The organism is Variovorax sp. WS11, assembly GCF_010499245.1.
Taxonomy (GTDB): domain Bacteria; phylum Pseudomonadota; class Gammaproteobacteria; order Burkholderiales; family Burkholderiaceae_C; genus Variovorax.
This window is the reverse complement of the sequence record NZ_JAAGOW010000005.1, coordinates 1,101,740-1,119,412: the sequence shown is the minus strand read 5'-3', so window position 1 is coordinate 1,119,412 and position 17,673 is coordinate 1,101,740. Positions and strand designations below refer to the sequence as shown.

The 17,673-nt window shown below is 65.7% G+C and carries 15 protein-coding genes; 1 reads left to right on the top strand and 14 read right to left on the bottom strand.

The window, feature by feature from the left end:
* Positions 1-2: 2 nt before the first annotated feature.
* From GXN78_RS39860 to GXN78_RS39845, 4 genes are all read right to left on the bottom strand, one after another.
* Positions 3-1,862 carry an AMP-binding protein gene (locus GXN78_RS39860; protein ID WP_106560424.1) on the bottom strand — a complete coding sequence of 620 codons (1,860 nt, stop codon included), beginning with the start codon at positions 1,860-1,862 and terminating at the stop codon, positions 3-5.
* On the bottom strand, positions 1,855-2,625 hold the full coding sequence (locus tag GXN78_RS39855; RefSeq protein WP_343231045.1) for an ABC transporter ATP-binding protein: 771 nt from the start codon (positions 2,623-2,625) through the stop codon (positions 1,855-1,857). Before GXN78_RS39855 ends, GXN78_RS39860 begins: the two co-directional genes overlap by 8 nt.
* A 23-nt stretch (positions 2,626-2,648) precedes the next feature.
* On the bottom strand, positions 2,649-3,479 hold the full coding sequence (locus GXN78_RS39850; RefSeq protein WP_106560422.1) for an ABC transporter ATP-binding protein: 831 nt from the start codon (positions 3,477-3,479) through the stop codon (positions 2,649-2,651).
* An 84-nt stretch (positions 3,480-3,563) separates the two neighbouring features.
* Entirely contained in the window at positions 3,564-4,841 is a 1,278-nt protein-coding gene (locus tag GXN78_RS39845) for an FAD-dependent oxidoreductase (RefSeq protein ID WP_106560421.1), read from the bottom strand.
* A gap of 61 nt (positions 4,842-4,902) precedes the next feature.
* Here GXN78_RS39845 and GXN78_RS39840 point away from each other — a divergent pair, with 61 nt between their 5' ends.
* Complete coding sequence (locus GXN78_RS39840; RefSeq protein WP_164256381.1) at positions 4,903-5,634, top strand: TetR/AcrR family transcriptional regulator; 732 nt, start codon at positions 4,903-4,905, stop codon at positions 5,632-5,634.
* A gap of 195 nt (positions 5,635-5,829) precedes the next feature.
* On the opposite strand, the gene GXN78_RS39835 is transcribed toward GXN78_RS39840, so the two are convergent.
* The 10 genes from GXN78_RS39835 to GXN78_RS39790 all read right to left on the bottom strand — a co-directional run bounded on the left by GXN78_RS39835 (position 5,830) and on the right by GXN78_RS39790 (position 17,654).
* Positions 5,830-7,020, bottom strand: coding sequence for a CoA transferase (locus GXN78_RS39835; RefSeq protein WP_239143096.1), 1,191 nt, complete (start codon positions 7,018-7,020; stop codon positions 5,830-5,832).
* Between the two features lie 29 nt (positions 7,021-7,049).
* Positions 7,050-8,708, bottom strand: coding sequence for an acyl-CoA dehydrogenase family protein (locus GXN78_RS39830; protein ID WP_239143095.1), 1,659 nt, complete (start codon positions 8,706-8,708; stop codon positions 7,050-7,052).
* 51 nt (positions 8,709-8,759) lie between these two features.
* Positions 8,760-10,049 (bottom strand): FAD-dependent oxidoreductase, encoded by a 1,290-nt coding sequence (locus GXN78_RS39825; protein ID WP_239143094.1) that lies wholly within the window; start codon positions 10,047-10,049, stop codon positions 8,760-8,762.
* A gap of 88 nt (positions 10,050-10,137) precedes the next feature.
* Positions 10,138-11,037 carry an acyl-CoA dehydrogenase gene (locus tag GXN78_RS39820; RefSeq protein WP_164256379.1) on the bottom strand — a complete coding sequence of 300 codons (900 nt, stop codon included), beginning with the start codon at positions 11,035-11,037 and terminating at the stop codon, positions 10,138-10,140.
* Entirely contained in the window at positions 11,034-12,563 is a 1,530-nt protein-coding gene (locus tag GXN78_RS39815; protein WP_106560417.1) for a 3-hydroxyacyl-CoA dehydrogenase, read from the bottom strand. The genes GXN78_RS39820 and GXN78_RS39815 overlap by 4 nt, the downstream gene beginning before the upstream one ends.
* On the bottom strand, positions 12,560-13,342 hold the full coding sequence (locus tag GXN78_RS39810; RefSeq protein ID WP_106560416.1) for an enoyl-CoA hydratase-related protein: 783 nt from the start codon (positions 13,340-13,342) through the stop codon (positions 12,560-12,562). The genes GXN78_RS39815 and GXN78_RS39810 overlap by 4 nt, the downstream gene beginning before the upstream one ends.
* Positions 13,339-14,136, bottom strand: a complete 798-nt coding sequence (locus GXN78_RS39805) for an enoyl-CoA hydratase-related protein (RefSeq protein WP_106560415.1) — start codon at positions 14,134-14,136, stop codon at positions 13,339-13,341. Before GXN78_RS39805 ends, GXN78_RS39810 begins: the two co-directional genes overlap by 4 nt.
* A gap of 4 nt (positions 14,137-14,140) precedes the next feature.
* On the bottom strand, positions 14,141-15,343 hold the full coding sequence (locus tag GXN78_RS39800; RefSeq protein WP_106560439.1) for an acetyl-CoA acetyltransferase: 1,203 nt from the start codon (positions 15,341-15,343) through the stop codon (positions 14,141-14,143).
* 11 nt (positions 15,344-15,354) lie between these two features.
* Positions 15,355-16,815 (bottom strand): 3-oxoacyl-[acyl-carrier-protein] synthase III C-terminal domain-containing protein, encoded by a 1,461-nt coding sequence (locus GXN78_RS39795; RefSeq protein WP_106560414.1) that lies wholly within the window; start codon positions 16,813-16,815, stop codon positions 15,355-15,357.
* On the bottom strand, positions 16,812-17,654 hold the full coding sequence (locus tag GXN78_RS39790) for an alpha/beta hydrolase (RefSeq protein WP_239143160.1): 843 nt from the start codon (positions 17,652-17,654) through the stop codon (positions 16,812-16,814). Before GXN78_RS39790 ends, GXN78_RS39795 begins: the two co-directional genes overlap by 4 nt.
* Positions 17,655-17,673 lie beyond the last annotated feature (19 nt).

The following is a 17,673-nucleotide window of genomic DNA, read 5'->3' as shown; positions in this document are numbered from 1 at the left end:
TGTCAGCTGGCTCCGTAAATCAGCTCAAGCTCGCGCGCGAACTTCTTGTTGATGAGGCCGCGGCGCACTTTCTGTGTCGCGGTAAGTTCCCCGTCGTCGTGGTCCAGCTCTTTTTCGAGCAGCACGAACTTGCGGATGTTCTCGACGCGGGCGAACTTCGAGTTAACCTGGTCGACGACGCCCTGAACCAGTTCGTTGACTTCGCGCATCTGCGTGAGCGACTTGAAGGTGGTGTACTGCAGGTCGCGTTCGGCGGCCCAGCGGCCCACGCTGTCGAAGTCGATCTGAATGAGGCCGCCGAGGAACTTCTTGCCCTCGCCGACGACGATGGCCTCGCGCACGAAGGGGCTGTCCTTCAGCGCGTTCTCGATCTCCGAGGGAGCGATGTTCTTGCCGCCGCTGGTGATGATGATGGCCTTTTTTCGGTCAACCACCGCGATCTCGTCCCCACCGCGGACCTCGATGATGTCGCCCGTGGCAAGCCAGCCGCCGTCTTTCATGACGTCGGCCGTGCCTTTGTCGTCGAAAAGGTAGCCCCGGAAGACGCCTGGCGAGCGCACCAGCACTTCTCCATCTTCGGCAATTCTCCACTCCACGCCCGGCATCGCCGGCCCGCAGCTGCCTTGCACGAACGGGCGGCCCGGCACCTGCACGAAGGCAAGGCCGCCCGACTCTGTGAGGCCGTACCCCTGCCCTACCGGCAGGCCGATGATGTCGAAGAAGCGCAGCGTCTCAGGCGAAACCGAAGCGCCGCCGCACATGCGGGTATGTGAGCGGTTCAGTCCCATGTGCCGCTGCACGTTCCGAAAGAGGGTCGCATACCAGAATGCGAATTCAATGCGATCACCCAGTGCCGTAAGCTTGCCGCGCACCGCACGTCGATCCGACAGGACACGACCGCGCTTCATCCCTGCGCGGTAGATTGCACGCTGGATGAAGCCGCTGTCTTTCATCCGGAACTCGAAATGCTGCTGCAGTTTCTCCCAGATGCGCGGCACGCCCAGGAAGAACGTCGGCCCGATCTCGCGGATGTTGGTTGCGACGGTGTCGATCGATTCGGCGAAGTTCACGCAGCCGCCGGTGAGCAGGTGCAGAACCGTCGAGTACGTCCGCTCCGCGACATGGCACAGGGGCAGATAGCACAACGACTCGAAAGGCTTGCTCTGCATCTGGCGCGCGGCCGCATAAGCGTAGGCGCCGAACACGAAGTTGCGGTGCGTGAGCATCGCGCCCTTGGGTGGGCCGGTGGTGCCGGAGGTATAGACGAGGATGTTGACGTCATCGGGGACCAGGGAGTCGATCGCCGCGTCGAGCCGTAGTTCGGCCCGTAGGTCTTCTGCGATGAGCTGATCGCCCAGCGCGAGCAGCTGCTCGAAGCTGTCGGGCCGGCCTTTGTCGTAGCGGCGCAGGCCCTTCATGTCCGCGCAGAAGATGTGTTTCAGGTGCGGCAGCCCGTTACCGTGCGCCATGGCATCGAGCACCTTGTCGGTCTGCTCCTGATCACCGGTGATCGCTACCTTGGCCTGACAGTGCGAGGCGATGTATTGCACCTCGGCCCAGGGGTTCGTCGGATAGATGCCCACCACCTGGACGCCGATCATTTGTGCACCGAGATCGGCGTAGAACCATTGCGGGACGTCTTCCGCCGCGATGATTAGGCGGTCACCCTTTTGCAGGCCGAGCTTCCACAGGCCGAGCGCGACACGGCGCGCGTCGCGCCAGTAGTCGGCCCAGGTGCGGCCGCGCCAGATGCCGTGTTCCTTTTGCCGCAGCGCGACCGCGCCTGCACGTTCCCGAGCGCGCGCGCGCAGCAGACCTGGCAGGGTTGCTTCGCCTTTGAGCAAGCTGTCGTGGTCAAACATGGCTCGCCTCTTCCTCGCCCAGGTAGGCCGCGAGCACTTTCGGGTCTGCGGCGACTTGCGCCGGCGAGCCGTGGGCGATCAGCTGACCGAAGTCCAGCACATAGACGCGATCGGAGAGGTCCATTACCACCTGCATGTCATGTTCGATCATCAGCACCGCGATGCCGAACTCGTCGCGGATGTCCAGCGTGAAGCGCGCGATGTCTTCCTTTTCTTCGCGGTTCATGCCCGCGACGATTTCATCGAGCAGCAGCAGGCTAGGTTCGCACGCGAGCGCCCGGCCAAGCTCGACCCGTTTTTGCTGCCCGTATGCGAGCTGCGAGACAGGCTTGTCGCGCAGTTCCTCGATTTCCAGGAACTCGATGATCCGCTCCACCTTTTCGCGTGCAGTGATCTCTTCCCGCCGTGGCCGGCCCCAGAATGCGAGCGATTCGAGCAAGGTGTAGTCGAAGTGGATGTGGCGCCCGACCAAGAGGTTCTCCACCACCGTTCCCTGGCGGAACAGCGCGAGATTCTGGAAGGTGCGGCCGATGCCGGCGCGGGCGAATTCGCTCGACTTCAAGCCCGCCGTGTCCTTGCCGTGCAGGAAGATCTGCCCCTCGCTGGGCGGCAGCACGCCGCTGATCAGGTTGAAGGTCGTCGTCTTGCCGGCGCCGTTGGGACCGATCAGGCTCACGATCTCGCCGGGCATGACGGTGAGGCTCACATTGTTCACAGCCTTCACGCCGCCGAAGCGCTTGGAGATGGCGCGCACGTCGAGCACCGGCGTGACGTTGGAGGGTGCGTTCATGACAACCACCTCTTGCGGCGCTTGTAGTGCTTCACGTCCTTCATGCTGGTGCGGCCTGGCTGCGCGGAAATGCCCAGGTAGAACTCCCGCACATCGGCGTTGCAGCGCAACTGGTCGCTGGTGCCGTCGAGCACCACGCGGCCGTTCTCCATGATGTAGGCGTAGTCGGCGATTGCGAGCGCGCGGCTGGCGTTTTGCTCGACCAGCAGGATGGTGAGGCCGTTCGTCTCGCGCAGCTTCGCGATGCACGAGAAGATCTCGCTGACGATGAGAGGTGCAAGCCCGAGCGAAGGCTCGTCCAACGCCAGCACTTTCGGGCGGCTCATGAGCGCGCGGCCGATGGCCACCATCTGCTGCTCACCGCCCGAAAGATAGCCCGCAACCTGCTTGCGCCGGTCGGCCAGCCGCGGGAAGAGCGAGTACACATACTCCCGCCCCTTGGCCATTTCCGAGCCACTTTGCAAGTGCGCACCGGCGACCAGGTTCTCGTCAACCGTCAACGTGCCGAACAGCCTGCGGCCTTCGGGCACCTGCACCATCCCGCGGCGCACGATGCGCGGGGCCGGGTCGCGCTCGATGGCCTCGCCATGCAGGAGGATCGATCCCTTCTCGATCACGCCGTCCTCCGCATCGAGTACGCCCGACACGGCCTTGAGCACTGTGGATTTGCCGGCGCCATTGGAGCCGAGCAAGGCGACGATCTGGCCGGGACGAACCTCAAGCGACACGTCGCGGACGGCCTCGATCGCGCCCCCATAGACGATCTGGATGTTGTGCACCGCCAACGCCGGCGAGGCCGCGGTCTTGGGGTCGGGAACGGGAACCATCTGTTTGTTGCGCCTAGATTGTTAGACCGTCGCGTCGGACTTTGAATGGGTTGGATTATGGGCGCACATCGCTGCTGCTCCCCCTTAGTGATTACCCGTAACGGCGACGGGCGGCGCAACGGCGAGAACGTCCTTCAGGGCACGGCTTTCGTCGGCCAGGTCGATCTCCGGGGGCAGGGTCACCGGCTTGGCCAACGCTCGCTTCGCCACCATGAAATCTCCAGGCCGGTTCACCGCATCGACCGCGAGCAGGCGGTCGCCTTGCAGGTAGAAGGCACAGAAGCTGCGCGAGGCGGTAGCGCCGCGCAGCACGCAGCGGTCGTAGCCTTGGGAAAGGCCCACCATCTGGAGCTTGAGGTCATACTGGTCCGACCAGAACCATGGCACTCCGTGGTTCGGTTTCGGCTTGCCGCACAGCCAGGCGGCGGCCGCGCGCGCCTGGTCCAGTGCGTTCGGCACGGATTCCAGGCGGATCGTCCGTTCATACAGCGGGCTATGGTGGACGGTGCAGTCGCCCGCGGCCACGATGTCGGGATCGCGGGTGCACGAGAAGGCATCGACTTCCAGGCCTGCGTCGGTCGCGAGGCCCGCAACGCGCGCCGCATCGTCGTTGACCAGCATGCCCAGGCCAGCCACCACCATGTCCGCCTTGAAGCTTTCACCGTCTTCGCACTCGATGCGATCGATGCGGCCCGCTTCGGTGTGAACCTTGCGCAGGGACACGCCGGTGCGTACGTCCACACCGGCTGCGCGGTGCACGGATTCATAGAACGTCGACAGCGCCGGCCCTGCGACGCGCGCGAGCACCCGCGGCTGTGCTTCGAGCAGCGTGACCTTCGCGCCCAGCGCAATCGCGGACGCAGCAACCTCCAGCCCGACGTACCCCCCGCCGATGACGACCAGCTGAGAGCCGGACTGCAGGTGCGAGCGGATCGCCTCCGCATCTTTCTGCGTTCGCAGGTAGAGCAGGTTGGTGGGGTGATGGTGCGCATCGATTCCAGCGCATGCAAGTTGGCGGGGCCGGCCGCCGGTGCACAGCGCGAGCTTCGAGTAGTGGATGTGCGTTCCGTCCGCCAACTCGATGTAGCGGGCCGCCCGGTCGATCCGCGTCATGCGGGCGCCCAGGCGAAGCTCGATGCGCGCACTGTCGTAAGCGGATTGCGAACGCAGCGCGAGCGACTCCGCGTCCGCCGTTCCCGCGAGGAATGCCTTTGACAGCGGCGGGCGCTGGTAGGGAAGGAAGCCCTCCTCACCCAGCAGCATGATCGGTCCGGCCCAGCCTTGCTGGCGCGCCGAGACGGCCAACTCGCTGCCCGCATGGCCTGCGCCTACGATCACCAGTGCAGATTCCGTTGTCTCCATGGTTTCCCCAACTTCAACAGGCTTCAGGATCATTTATAGTCCGACACGTCGGTTTAACTATATGTCCGATGGCCGCGCAATGCAAGCGATTCCATCTCACGTGAGGCACGGAAGACAAATGACCCGAGTTCGAGCGAACGATTACGAAGACAAGCGCAATGTCATCCTCCGCAAGGCGGCCGCCCTCATCGCGCGCAAGGGATTCGACGTCGCGACGATGATGGACGTGGCCGAGGGGTGCGGCACCTCCAAGTCGCATCTCTATCACTACTTCACGAGCAAGGAAGACCTGCTCTACGCAATCGTGCACGACCACATCACGCGGCAGGCGGCGGACCTCATCCGTATCGTTCACCTGCCGCTGCCGGCCGAGGAACGCTTCGGTCAATTTATCGACAGCTTCGTGCAGGGCGCTTCCGAGTCGCGCGACGAGCACATCATGCTGATGAACGACCTGAAATTTCTCCCGCGCGGACAAAGGGACCATGTGCGCAAGCTCGAGGTGGAAATGACGGGCCTGATGGAGGGCTTGCTGCGCGAGATCAATCCCAGGCTCATGGCGCAGGAGCGTGTGGAGACACCCTATGCGCTGCTGCTCTACGGGATGATGATCTGGACTTTCACCTGGTACCGGCGCAACGGCCCAATGGCACCTGCAGAGCTTGCGCACCGGATTTCCGGGTTGTTCGTCAATGGGTTCAGGAACATCGAGCCCGATGCTGGGCTCGACCCCGTCAGTTCACCGACTGGCTCTTCTCCGCCCAGTACGGCTCGCGCAACACGATCTTCATGATCTTGCCCGCCCCGACAACGGGAGGGCATAGCGGCCTCTAGCGGCGACAGCGGGCACCGCATCGCAGCAAGCCGGAGTAGTGCGTTGCCCATGCGCGGGACTCACCTGAGCGCTGCGACGGCCCAACGCATCGCGGTACCACCCGATGAAAGTGGTGCAAAGGCGTTGACGACGACGCGCCACGCTGCGCTGCGGCTAGACGCCGCCAACCAAGCCTTGATCCCGGAGCCGGCCGTAGTGCGCGGCGTCTATGCCCAGCAGCTCAGCCAGGACCACTTCGGTGTGCTCGCCGAGCACGGGCGCAGGCCCCGGCGGCAGGCGGCCGGATCCCTGGAAATCCAACGGAATGCCAGGCGCGAGTACCGGACCAACCCCCGTTTGCTCGAGTCGCGCGAACATGGGGTTGGCTGGCGAGCACTCAAGGTCGCTCGCAGCCAGTTCTCCGATGTCCTGGTAGCGGCTCCAGCAGACGCCATGAGCGTCGAATGCGGCGCAGACATCCGCGAACTTGCGCGCCGCGATCCATTCGCTCAGGACTGCGGCGATCTCGCGGCGCGCGAGAAAACGGCCGCCCTCCTGCGAGAGGTCCAGCCCCAATCTTGCAGCGATAGCGTCGAACTGCGCCCCCGACGCGGTGGCATCGGTGATGGCGCGCCATTGCTTGCCGGTCAAGCCCACGACCATCACTCGCACACCGTCGGCGCACACGAAGTCACGGCCCATGGCGCCGAACAGTTCGTTGCCATGGCGCTGACGTGGTTGGCCGAGCTGCGCTTCCGTGATGAAGCCCAGGTGCGCCATGACCGCGAGCCCCACATCCTTCAAGGCAAGCTTGACGTGCTGTCCCTGGCCCGTCCTGCTTCGATGGCGCTCTGCGGCCAGCAGCCCGACCGCGACCATTTGACCCGTGATGAGGTCCCATGCAGGAAGCACGTGGTTCACCGGCGAGTCGCTCCCTTCAGCGCCGGTCATGCCCGGCACACCGAGCTGGGCATTGAGGGTGTAGTCGACGGCCGAGCCGCCATGGCGGTCGCCTTGCAGCGTGAGCTGGATCAAGTCCGTGCGTTGTGCGCTTAGCTTGTCATAGTCCAGCCAGCCGCGCGGCGGGAAGTTGGTGAGAAAGAGGCCCGCGTCATCACCCGTCGCGGTGATGAGCGCCATGGCGATTTCGCGGCCCTCGGGCGACGTGAGGTCGAGCACCACGGAGCGCTTCGACTTGTTCAGGCCCGTCCAAAACAGGCTGGTGTTGTCGCTTGTCACCGGCCAGCGGCGGTAATCGAGACCACCACCCACGGTATCGATGCGAATGACATCGGCGCCCATCTGCGCGAGCGTCATGCCGCCCAGCGGAGCAGCGACGAAAGCCCCGGCCTCGACCACGCGCATGCCGGAGAGCACGCCTTCTACAGCCACGCTCATGCAGCCTCCGGTGTGACGCCCAGCGCGCGCTCCATCAGGCTGCGCGCGACCACCTTCAGCGCCAGCGTCTCCTCCGCGCCCTCGAAGATTGACAGCACGCGCGCATCGACGAAATAGCGGCTGACGGCCGTCTCTTCCGCGTAGCCCATGCCGCCGTGCAACTGCAACGCCTCGCGCGTGACCAGCTCGGCTGAACGGCAGGCCAACAGCTTGACCAGGCTTGTCTCCATGCGGCCGGCGCCCTTGTCGACGAGTCCTGCAACCGAGTACGCAAGCTGCCGGCAGGCGGCCAGCCGCGCTGCCATGCGCGCAAGCTTGGCCTGCGTGAGCGGAAAGTCCCTCAGCGGTGCCCCGAAGACTTTGCGATCAGCGCTGTATCGGATGGCCGCGCGCAATGCGGCGCGCATCACGCCGCATGCGCGTGCGGCCGTCTGCATGCGTCCGCCTACCATTCCCGCCATGGTGAGGTAGAAGCCCTGCCCCAAGCCGGCTTCTCCTCCGACGACGTGGTCATCGGGTACGAAGAAGTTCTCGAAGTTCAGATCGAAGGAGTGCATGCCGCGATAGCCAATGGTGGGAATCGCGCGGCCGGTCAGCAGACCACCTTGCTCCTGCCGGTAGGCAAACTCATGCGTCTCATACTCGGGCTTTTCTACCAGCAGCAGGCTCAAGCCCTTGTGGCCAAGCGAGCGATCCGGGTTCGTGCGCGTCACGACCATCAGCACGCCGGCCTTGCCAGCGAAAGTACACCAGGTCTTCGCGCCATCGAGCAGCCACCCGCCTTCGGTTTTCGTGCCCTTGAGCGTGAGGCCCGCGACGTCGGAGCCGTAGTCCGGCTCGGTGATCGCGATGGCGCACAGCGGGTCGCCCGCTGCGAGTTTTGGGAGCCAATGGGACTTCTGCCCTTCGGTGCCGCCGGCTATCAATGCACGGCTGAGGATCTCGGGGCGTGTGATCAGGCTGCCGGCCGCGGCGAGCGAACCTTCGGACAGCGCCTCGGTGACCACGACCATCAGCAAGGTGTCTTCGTGGTCGTTCGGGCCGCTGCCGCCGTACTGCTCCGGAATCGCCAGGCCGAACACACCCATTTCGCGCAGCGGCCGCAACAGGCTCTCGGGCACGGTGAGATCGTGGCGGTGGATCTTCTCAGCTTGCGGTGCGACCACTTCCTGCGAGAAACGCCTGAACGCATCCTGCGCCATCGCATGCGGCTCATCGAGCGCAGTGGGGCCGACTTCACCATCGGACTCTGCAACTTCGCGGCCAGCTGCTTGCAGGGCTTGCGAGCCTGCTGCATGCGCTCGCAACCGCGCCCATGCCGGATCCCCCTGCAGCGCGCGCAGCGGCCCGATGTCGAGTGCCACGTCGAGGTAAATTGTCTCCAATCGATCGAGCACGGCAGCGATAGCGTCGACAGCGAACACCAACGCGAGTTGCTGCGCGAGTGCGGGCGGTGTGTCGTTCAGCGCCTGCAATCCTGTTTCAGCGGCCAGCAGGTCAGCCCCCGCCCATGCCAGCTCGAAACTCGCGACCTGCTTCTCGTCGAGCTTGTTTGCGTGGAGCTTGCCGTTGGTGGTGCAGCACTGCGCGAGCGCGCCGGCGCCGGCGTCGAAGGCTTGGCGAAGCTTGGCCAAGAGCCGGCGGGCGGATGCCACTTGGGTTTGTCTCGCGTCCTGCATGCGATTCCTCGTTTGGTAATGCCGCGTTCAGGCGGTGGCCACCGCGGCATCCAGCGTGGCCAGCGCCTTCGTCGCCGCTTCGCGCCCGGTGTACGCGCAGGCCTGCGTGCCGCCGTCGCCGTAGTCTTTCACCGCATCGCCCACGTGCCAGAGGTTGGCCAGAGGCGTGTCCTGCGGCATGTCAAATCCCGCGCAAGAGCGCTGTGCCGGCCATTCGCCGCGCATCACACGGATCGAAAGCATTTTCGCATCCGCGAACCCGGGGAACAGATCGCGCAGGTCCTTCAGCGATTCTTCGATCTCCACCTTCTCGTCGAAGTCGCCGATCGCCGGGCGGGGCACGGCGTAGGCGACGTACATGTACCAGCCTGCGGGCGCGAGCTCAGGGCACGTCGCCGTGAGCTCGCCCATGTTGCACAGGCGCCGCGTCTTGCCGAAGGTGATGAGGCCGGGAACGTCTAGCAAGCGCTTCTGCGTCGCGAAGTTGATGACGATGTTGGCGGCGGGACGCGGTTGGGTGCATGCCCTTGCAACATAGTCCGCGCCGAAAGCCTCCGCGCCCGGCAGTGCCACGGTGGCGCTCGGACCGATGTTGCTGATGACAACGCCTGTCTCCACCCGCTGGGTGACACCGTTGCGAACAATGTCCAGCGCCGTGACGCGGCCATTCTCGGCGTGCAGGGCCGCCACGGACGCGCCGGTCCAGATCTCTCCGCCCTTGCTGCGGATGCCGACCGCCAGGTCGTTCCACAGGCCCACCGTGCCGCGCGGGCAGAAACCGAAGCGCTTGAACGCTCCCTTGATGGCGAAGTAGGTGAGGAAGGCACGAGCGGGCAGCTCCTCCGAATTCACCGCGAATATCGCGGCGCACAGGTTGCGAAAGAGCGCATGTACCGTCTTGTTGCTGGTGTACTGCTCCAGCCACTGCTTGGTGGTCATTTTCTCTTCGGGCAGTTCACCACCAGAACGCGCGTCGGCGAACTTCGCGCCGATCTTGGCGGCCTGCTTGGTGAAGGTGCCGAGCAGCATGCCCCAACCGCCTTTGGCGACATTAATGACCTTGCCATCGATGTAGAACACCGTGGCCGGGCTGGGCTCACGGACGTCGAGCGGTACACCGAGCAAGTCGAAGGTTTCCTCGAACACACCGCCACGCTCAATGGCAATCGCACCGATGTTGACCGTGAAGCCATCGATCTGTTCGCTGGACGCACGGCCGCCCACGCGGTCCAGGCGCTCGGCGACGAGTACTTTTTTGCCAGCCGCGACGAGGCGCGCGGCAGCGCTTAGGCCGCCTGCGCCGGCGCCGATGATCACAGCGTCGAAGTGGCCAGGGGTGGCACTGTTTGAAGAAGTCATGAATCGGTCTCGTGCTTGGTTTGGAAATTGGGTGGGAGGCCAACGTTCAGAAGATTGCCTTGGCCCGCATGCCGACGTTGCCGGCCGCGTCCGCTGTCCACAGGCTGGCGCTTGCGGGCTCGGCACTGCCGCACAAGGTCAATGGGTCGATGTCGAACGTGGGCCGCAGTGCGCGGAACTCGAAACTGCGTGGCTGGTTGTCCGGTTGTTCCCGGTGCAGCAAGTCCAGCAGCAAGGTCGCGAGCAAGGTCGCGAGCAAGGTCGCGAGCAAGGTCGCGAGCAAGGGGCCGTGCACCACCAGCGCCGGGTAGAACTCGGCCTGCGTAGCGCATTCGCGGTCGTAGTGAATCCGGTGGCCGTTGTAGGTGAGCGCGGAGTAGCGAAAGAGCAAGGCCGCATCGGCGAGCCAACCACGCGACCAGTGGGCGGGTGCCGGGGCGGCTCGCCAGGCGGCTGCGGCGCGATGTCGTGGGCGCTTCGCGGTAGACCAGGCTCTGCTTTTCGACCAGGCAGGGGCGGCTGAGAAAATTCGTGTGAGACGGTGACGAACACCAGTGGCTCCAGCTTTCCCTTCCTTCAACTCCACCTTGCGAACGGTCGAAACCTTGGTCGCCGGGCGGCCGATGACGAGCGGCGCGAGCGATTGCAACTTGCCTGCGGCCCACATCCGGCGCGGCAGCGGCACCGGCGGGAGGAAGCCGCCACGAGCAGGGTGACCGTCCACTCCGGTTGACGCAAGCGTCAGTCCGTCAAGGAAGTAGCGCCATTGCCAGGCGAGGGGAAGCGCGTCGCCTTCGCTGGGGACCACTTCCCTGTCCAGCAGGCCTGCGAATGCGTGCGCAGGGAAAGTGTGGATGACTTCCTCCCTGCTTTGACTCTTGCCGACCCACTGGCGCAGCTTGCCCATATCCAGCGCAGCATCCTCGGCTTGTGGCAACGCGTTCATCGTGCCGCGTCCGGCGTTACCAGCGGCAAGCCGAGGTCGGCACGGCGCACCAGCCACGGGCTGGGGCGATACCGCGGGTCTCCTGTCGCCTCCTGCTGCGCGCGAAGGATGGTAAGGATGCGCGACGCGCCGATCTGGTCGCCCCAGGCCAGCGGACCGCGCGGATAACCCAGGCCGAGCTGCACGGCATCTTCGAGGTCGGCCACGCTGGCGATGCCGCGCTGGGCGATGTTGCAGGCAATGTTGACGATCGTTGCCATCACGCGCTGGGCGATGAAGCCTGCGCTGTCGTTGACGAGGGTCACCGGCACGCCGTCGCTGCAGAACAAGGCGACCGCCGCATCCCGCGCTTCCGGCGTGGTCGTTGCCGTGAGCATCACCGTGCGGCGCACCTCCAACGGCGTCATCGGGTCAACGGCAACGCATCGCGCGGGATCCAGGCCAACTAAGAGCGCGCTGGCCGTGGCGTCGTGTCCCCACGGCTGCATGATCGCGAGGTCGGCTTCACGTCCGTCGGCGACGACGCGGGCGCCCGCCGTGACGGCCAGATCGCGCAAGACGGCAGCGCACGATGCATGCGGATCGATCCAGACTGCGAGCCCGGCGGGGAACGTCGTCTTCACGCGCGATTGGGGCGTCACCTTTTTGCCATCCGCGTCATAGCGGTACCAGCCCTCGCCGCTCTTGCGCCCGAAGAGGCCCGCAGCCACACGGGGCGCGACCAGCGAAGAGGGGCGAAAGCGCGGCTCCTGCTGGAACTGCTCATAGATCGACGCCATCACCTTGGACGACACGTCGAGGCCGGTCAGGTCCAGCAGCTCGAAAGGCCCCATGCGAAAGCCCATGGCCTCGCGCAGCACGTCGTCGACATCAGAGGGCGACGCGATCTGCTCCTCCACGATGCGCAAGCCCTCAGTGTAGAGACCGCGCCCGGCGTGGTTTATGAGGAAGCCCGGCTGGTCGGCGGTAACAACGGCGCGGTGCCCCGCGCCCTGCGTGATGCCCTTCAGCGTCTCCACGGTCTGCGGCGACGTGCGCACGGCAGCAATCACCTCGGCCACCTTCATCAGCGGCACGGGGTTGAAGAAATGTAGACCTGCCACCTGTTGCGGCCGCGCACAGGCCGCAGCAATGTCGGCCACGGTGAGCGAAGAGGTGTTGCTGGCTAGGATGGCGTTGTCGCCGACGACGGCCTCGAGTTCCTGAAACAGCTTGCGCTTGACTTCCAGGTCTTCGACGATGGCCTCGACCACTACATCGCAACCGCGCAGTTGCGACATCACATCGCAAGCTTGCATGCGCCCCTGGATTTCGCCAAATTGCTCCGCCGTGATCCGGCCCTTCTCCACACCGCGGCCAATCATGCTGGCGACATAGTCGACCGCCTTGGCGGATGCGCCGGGCTGCGCGTCGAAGCAGTACACACGGTGGCCCGCCTGCGCGAAGAGCTGCACGATGCCGCGCCCCATGGTGCCCGCGCCGACCACGCCGATCGTGAGCTTGCTGATGTCGCTGGAGTTACTCATGATCCGGTGAATTGGGGTCTGCGTTTATCAAGGAAGGCACGCATACCCTCCGTCTTGTCCGCGGTATCGAAGAGCAGCAGGAACTCGCCGTTCTCCAGCGCGAGCGCTGCATCGAGCGGCAAGTCCGCGCCTTGCTTCAACACGCGCTTCGTTGCGGCGATGGCCTTGGGCGGCATGCGCGCGGCCTTGCGCGCCAGCTCGACAGCCCGCTCCAGCGACTGACCTTCAGGCGCGAGTTCTGCCACTAGGCCGAGCTGGTGCGCGCGCTCGCCGGTGATCATCTCGCCGGTCATCAGCATGAGGCTGGCGACCTGCTTGCCCAACGTGCGAACCAGCCGCTGCGTGCCGCCCGCGCCGGGCATGATGCCCACGGCAAGTTCGGGCTGGCCGAAGCGCGCGGTGGCATCGGCCACGATGAAGTCGCACATCAGCGCGAGCTCGCAGCCAGCGCCCAGCGCAAAGCCGCTCACGGCCGCGATGACGGGCTTGCGGCTTCCTGCGACCGGCGCCCAGAAGCGGCCGAGGTCGATATCTGCCACTGACTGCGCGCCCATGTCCACGAGCAGGTTCAGGTCGGCGCCGGCCGCGAAGACTGTAGTGCTGCCCGTGACGACGGTGCACTTGACCGAACTATCCGCTTCGAGTTCCGAGAAAGCAGCGGCGATGGCGCCGCGCATCGTCAGGTCCAGCGCATTGCGCTTTTCCGGACGGTTGAGGGTAACGATGCCTACTGTGCCATCACGCTGCACGACGACGGGAGAGTTGCCGGCGTCGCTCATGACATCGTTGCTCTGGCGAGCGCGATGAAGTCCGGCGCGCGCTTGCTGCGCAACGCATCGAAACCCTCGCGGAACCCGGGCCCGGTCAGGAGCATTGCCTGATCGTCTTCTTCACGCTTGAACTCCGCCGCAAGCGAGGCGGAAGGCTCGTTCAAACGGCGCTTCATGCACGCGAATGCATCGGCAGGCAGGCGCGCGAGGTCAGCGGCTTTCGCAACTGCGGTATCCATCACTTCTGCATCGGGCACCAGCGTGTCCGCAAGCCCGATGCGAAACGCTTCCTCGCCTGTGACCGTCTCGCCGCTCGCGAGGATGCGCCGCGCGACCCCGAGCCCCACGCGCCGGGGCAGCGTGAGCAGTTGCCCCCAATCGGGCGCGAGTCCCAGTTTGAGAAAGGGAAACATGACCTTCGTGCCCGGACCCGCGACGATGTGATCGCCCAGCAGCGCAAGGCCCACGACCGCGCCTGCCGCGAAACCTTCCATGGCACTGACGACGGGAATGCCCGCGTTCGCCACCAGGCCGCACAACACATGGATGTGCCGCATGCGCTCACGCGCGCCCTGCTCGTCCAGGCCTTCCATGCTCGTGACATCGCCGCCGGCGGAGAACGCGCCCTGCGTTCCGCCCAGCACCAGCGCACGCGTTTGCCCGTCCGCGAGCAGCGCAGGCAGCGCATCGATAAAGCCCTGGCGCACGTCATAGTCAATCGCATTGCGCTTGTCGGGCCGGTTGATGCGCAGCCGCCCGACGTGCGCAGCTGGCCGGTCTAGCACGAGGACAGGCTCGACCATCGCTTCAGGCCCCTTCGAGGCCAACGATGGAAACCGAGCACACGTTCTGCGACGGTTGCCCGCCCAGGTTGTGCGTGAGGCCGATGGTGGGTTTCGCGAGCTGGCGCGGGCCGGCGCGGCCTTGCAGCTGCAGGTACAGCTCATACAACATGCGGATGCCGCTGGCGCCGATCGGATGGCCGAAGCACTTCAATCCGCCGTCAATCTGGCAGGGGATGCGGCCCTCGGCGTCGAAGTCGCCATTGAGCACGTCCTGGACGCCATGGCCCACCTCGGAGAGGAAGAGGTCTTCCATCGTCACCAGCTCGGTGATCGAGAAGCAGTCGTGCACCTCGGTCATGCTCACCTGCTCGCGAGGCCTCGTGATTCCGGCCTCGTCGTACGCACGCTTCGCCGCGATGCGGGTGGTGTGGACGTAACTGCCGTCCCACTCGCTTGATTGCAGTTCCCAGCCGTTGGACGCCGCGACCTGCAGCGCCTTGAAGGTGATGAGGTCGCGCTTTCCCAGGCTACGAGCGATGTCGGGCCGCGTGACGATCACGGCGGCCGCGCCGTCGGACACGCCGGCGCAGTCGAACAGACCCAGCGGCTCCGCGATGATCGGCGCTTTCAGCACCGTCTCTTCGCTCACCGCCTTCTGGAAGTGCGCCTTAGGATTTTTCGCGCCGTTCGCGTGGCTCTTCACTGAGACGTGCGCGATGGCGCGCTTGAGCAGCGCCGCGTCGATGCCGTGCCGCGCGCGATAGGCCGTGGCCAACTGCGCGAAGTTCGCCGGCGCCACTGCATTCGGATACCACTGGGGAATGTAGGTGCCTACGGTGGAAACCGGCAGGCCGCCGTAGCCTGTATCCTTGAGCTTTTCCACGCCGAGCGCGATGGCGATGTCGCAGGCGCCCGCCGCCACCGCATACACGGCCGCGCGAATGGCTTCGGAGCCGCCCGCGCAGAAATTCTCCACCCGGGTCACGCCGATGTTGGGCAGGCGCAGCGCGATGCTCATGGGCGTGCCGCCGCGTCCCGTGCCGACGTCGTCCATGTGCGTGGAGAACCACGCCGCGTCAAGCTGATCGGGCGTGATGCCCGCGTCCTGCATCGCCTCGTTGTACGCCTCGAGCATGAGGTCCTCGGGGCTCGCGTCCCAGCGTTCTCCGAACTTGCTGCAGCCCATGCCGAGAATGGTGACCTTGTCCTTGATGCCTTGTGCCATGGTGAGCTCCTTTACTTCGCCGCGGCAGCGCGCGCGGGCGTCGCCTTCCAAAAATACCGAGTGAAGCCGCGGCGCTCGTCGGTGTCCTTGATGCGAAACACCATCTCCATAGACGTGCCCGATGCCACCTCGCCGACGTCCAGGTCGGTGAAGTCCATCAGGATGCGGCCGCCGCCTTCGAAATCGATCTGCCCGTAGTGGTGCGGTGGCGCGGGGTGATACGACAGCGTTTCCGCCGACCAGCTCAACACCTTCGCCGCACGGTCCGCCAGCTTGTGCGGCTTCTGCGTGTCCTGCAGCGGCTTGCCCTGGTCGTACGACAGGCGCGACGACGGGAAGTGAACGCTACCCGTCACTTGGCACTTGCCGGCGACGAGGCCCACGAGCGATGAGCGGTGGCGCCAAGCCGTCGATAAGGCGGTCTTCTTGTCCTGCTCGCCGCGCATGCCGCGCTCCAAAGCGAGCTGGCCTTTGAAGGAGAGGAACTTCGTGTAGTTGCGCTCCTCGGATCCGCGCGCGATCCATTCGCTCACGCCGCGCGCCGGCTTGAACGAGTCGATCGCGTCAGTCACCCGGAACACCAATGCCTGCGCGCCGCTTCCGAATTGCGCAAGCAGGATGTGCTGGCCCGGCCGCGCACGCTCCAGCACATGCGCAAGCACCAGCAGGCCGTGCGGCAGTCCGCTGTCGCCTACCTGCTCGGTCAGCATGTCCACGACTGCCTCGGGTCGGATGCCGCAGGCCTTGGCCAGCTGCGCGTCCATCTTTGCGAATGCCGAGGGGAAGATGAAGTGGTCGATCTTCGCGGCAGGCACGCCGGCCTGCTTCAGGGCCGCCTCGATGGCCCTGGGCGCCAGCTTGCTGATGCCTTCGTCGCGCACCCAGCGCTCTTCCCAGTGATAGTCCATCGCCTCGCCCGAAGCGCGAAAGTGGTCGATGAAGTCGACCGACAGCGTGCCGGCGCCCAGGTACTCGGCGAGCACCTTGTCGCTGCCGAAGAGGAGAGCGGAAGACGCGTCGCCGTACTCCAGCTCCTGCGAGCTGCCCGCGCGGGTCTTACGGTTGTCCGCTGCGATCACCAACGCGTCGCCGTCGCTGGCCTGTACACGCGCCACCGCTTGCGTGATGGCCGACAGCGCGGCGCGCTGCGAGCCGCCGAGGTCGATGGCCTCGATGTCTTCGTCAAGCGTCAGTGCGCCGGCGACGACGCCCGAGTTCAGGCGCTCGGCGAACGGAAGCGTATCGGAGGCGAGGTAGAGCGAACGCACACGGCGGCGGTCCGGCGCGGTACCCAGGCAATCACGCGCTGCGGCGACGGCCATGGTGATGCTGTCTTCATCCCAATTGGCCATGGCACGCGTGCCCTTGACCTTGCCAAATTGCGGGGCGTACCAGGCATTGGCCTGCGCGACGGCCTGCCGCGAGAGGCGCAGGCGCGGCACGTAGCCGCCGTATGCGGTGATTCCGATCATGGGGAAGTCTTTCGGTTGGAAGCGGCACCAAGATGCGCCGCGAGGAACTGCCCGGCCGACGCGATGGCCTGCCGCGCTTCGTGCAGCTCGGCCGGGAACTGCTGGAACACATGGATCATTCCGGGCCAGGCCTCGCATCGCGCGTTCGCGCCGGCTTCACGCGCCTTGCGCGCGAAGGCCTCGGAATCGCTCAGCACCGTCTCGCGATCGCCGACCTGAAACAGCATCGGCGGCAGGCCGCGAAGCTGTGCGGGCGACGCCATTAGCGGCGAGGCGAGCGGATGGCTCGCATCGCCCGCCCTACCCAGGTAGTTGCGAGCCATCGCCAGGATCATCGGGCGCTGGTGGATCGGGTCGTCGGCAGCGCGCGTTTCATAGCTCTCGCCCGAAGCGGTGAGATCGGTCCAGGCGGACATGAGAAACGCGACCGCGGGCAGCTCCTGCCCCTTGTCCTGCAGCGCCAGCATGGTGGAAAGCGCAAGGCCCGCGCCGGCCGAATCGCCCGCCAGGGCAATGTCGCGCGGGCGAAAGCCATGTGCGCGCAGCCAGTCCCAAACGGCGAGCGTGTCGTCGAGCGCCGCCGGATAACGGTGTTCGGGCGCGAGCCGGTAGGCGACGCCCAGCACCCGCGCACCGGCGGCGGCCGACAGCTCGGCCATCAGTTCGCGATGCGAGGCAAGCGAACCCACCTGGAACCCACCGCCGTGCAGGTACACGATGGCTTTGTCAGCGCGCGATCCGGGCGCGGCGATCCATTGGCAAGGCACGCCGGCGCATTCGACGGGTTCAACCGACGCATCGCCGGTCGCGGGGAAGAGCTGGTCCCAATCCGTGCGCATCTGCGCCACGGACGTGTCG

What these genes read in the sequence shown, in the direction of transcription:
- GXN78_RS39820 (WP_164256379.1), bottom strand. Translation starts at nt 11,037, where the DNA reads ATGAACGCGTTGCCACAAGCCGAGGATGCTGCGCTGGATATGGGCAAG.
- GXN78_RS39795 (WP_106560414.1), bottom strand. Translation starts at nt 16,815, where the DNA reads ATGATCGGAATCACCGCATACGGCGGCTACGTGCCGCGCCTGCGCCTC.
- GXN78_RS39850 (WP_106560422.1), bottom strand. Translation starts at nt 3,479, where the DNA reads ATGGTTCCCGTTCCCGACCCCAAGACCGCGGCCTCGCCGGCGTTGGCG.
- GXN78_RS39835 (WP_239143096.1), bottom strand. Translation starts at nt 7,020, where the DNA reads ATGCGCGTGGTCGAGGCCGGGGCTTTCGTCGCTGCTCCGCTGGGCGGC.
- GXN78_RS39790 (WP_239143160.1), bottom strand. Translation starts at nt 17,654, where the DNA reads ATGCGCACGGATTGGGACCAGCTCTTCCCCGCGACCGGCGATGCGTCG.
- GXN78_RS39860 (WP_106560424.1), bottom strand. Translation starts at nt 1,862, where the DNA reads ATGTTTGACCACGACAGCTTGCTCAAAGGCGAAGCAACCCTGCCAGGT.
- GXN78_RS39815 (WP_106560417.1), bottom strand. Translation starts at nt 12,563, where the DNA reads ATGAGTAACTCCAGCGACATCAGCAAGCTCACGATCGGCGTGGTCGGC.
- GXN78_RS39840 (WP_164256381.1), top strand. Translation starts at nt 4,903, where the DNA reads ATGTCCGATGGCCGCGCAATGCAAGCGATTCCATCTCACGTGAGGCAC.
- GXN78_RS39810 (WP_106560416.1), bottom strand. Translation starts at nt 13,342, where the DNA reads ATGAGCGACGCCGGCAACTCTCCCGTCGTCGTGCAGCGTGATGGCACA.
- GXN78_RS39845 (WP_106560421.1), bottom strand. Translation starts at nt 4,841, where the DNA reads ATGGAGACAACGGAATCTGCACTGGTGATCGTAGGCGCAGGCCATGCG.
- GXN78_RS39805 (WP_106560415.1), bottom strand. Translation starts at nt 14,136, where the DNA reads ATGGTCGAGCCTGTCCTCGTGCTAGACCGGCCAGCTGCGCACGTCGGG.
- GXN78_RS39800 (WP_106560439.1), bottom strand. Translation starts at nt 15,343, where the DNA reads ATGGCACAAGGCATCAAGGACAAGGTCACCATTCTCGGCATGGGCTGC.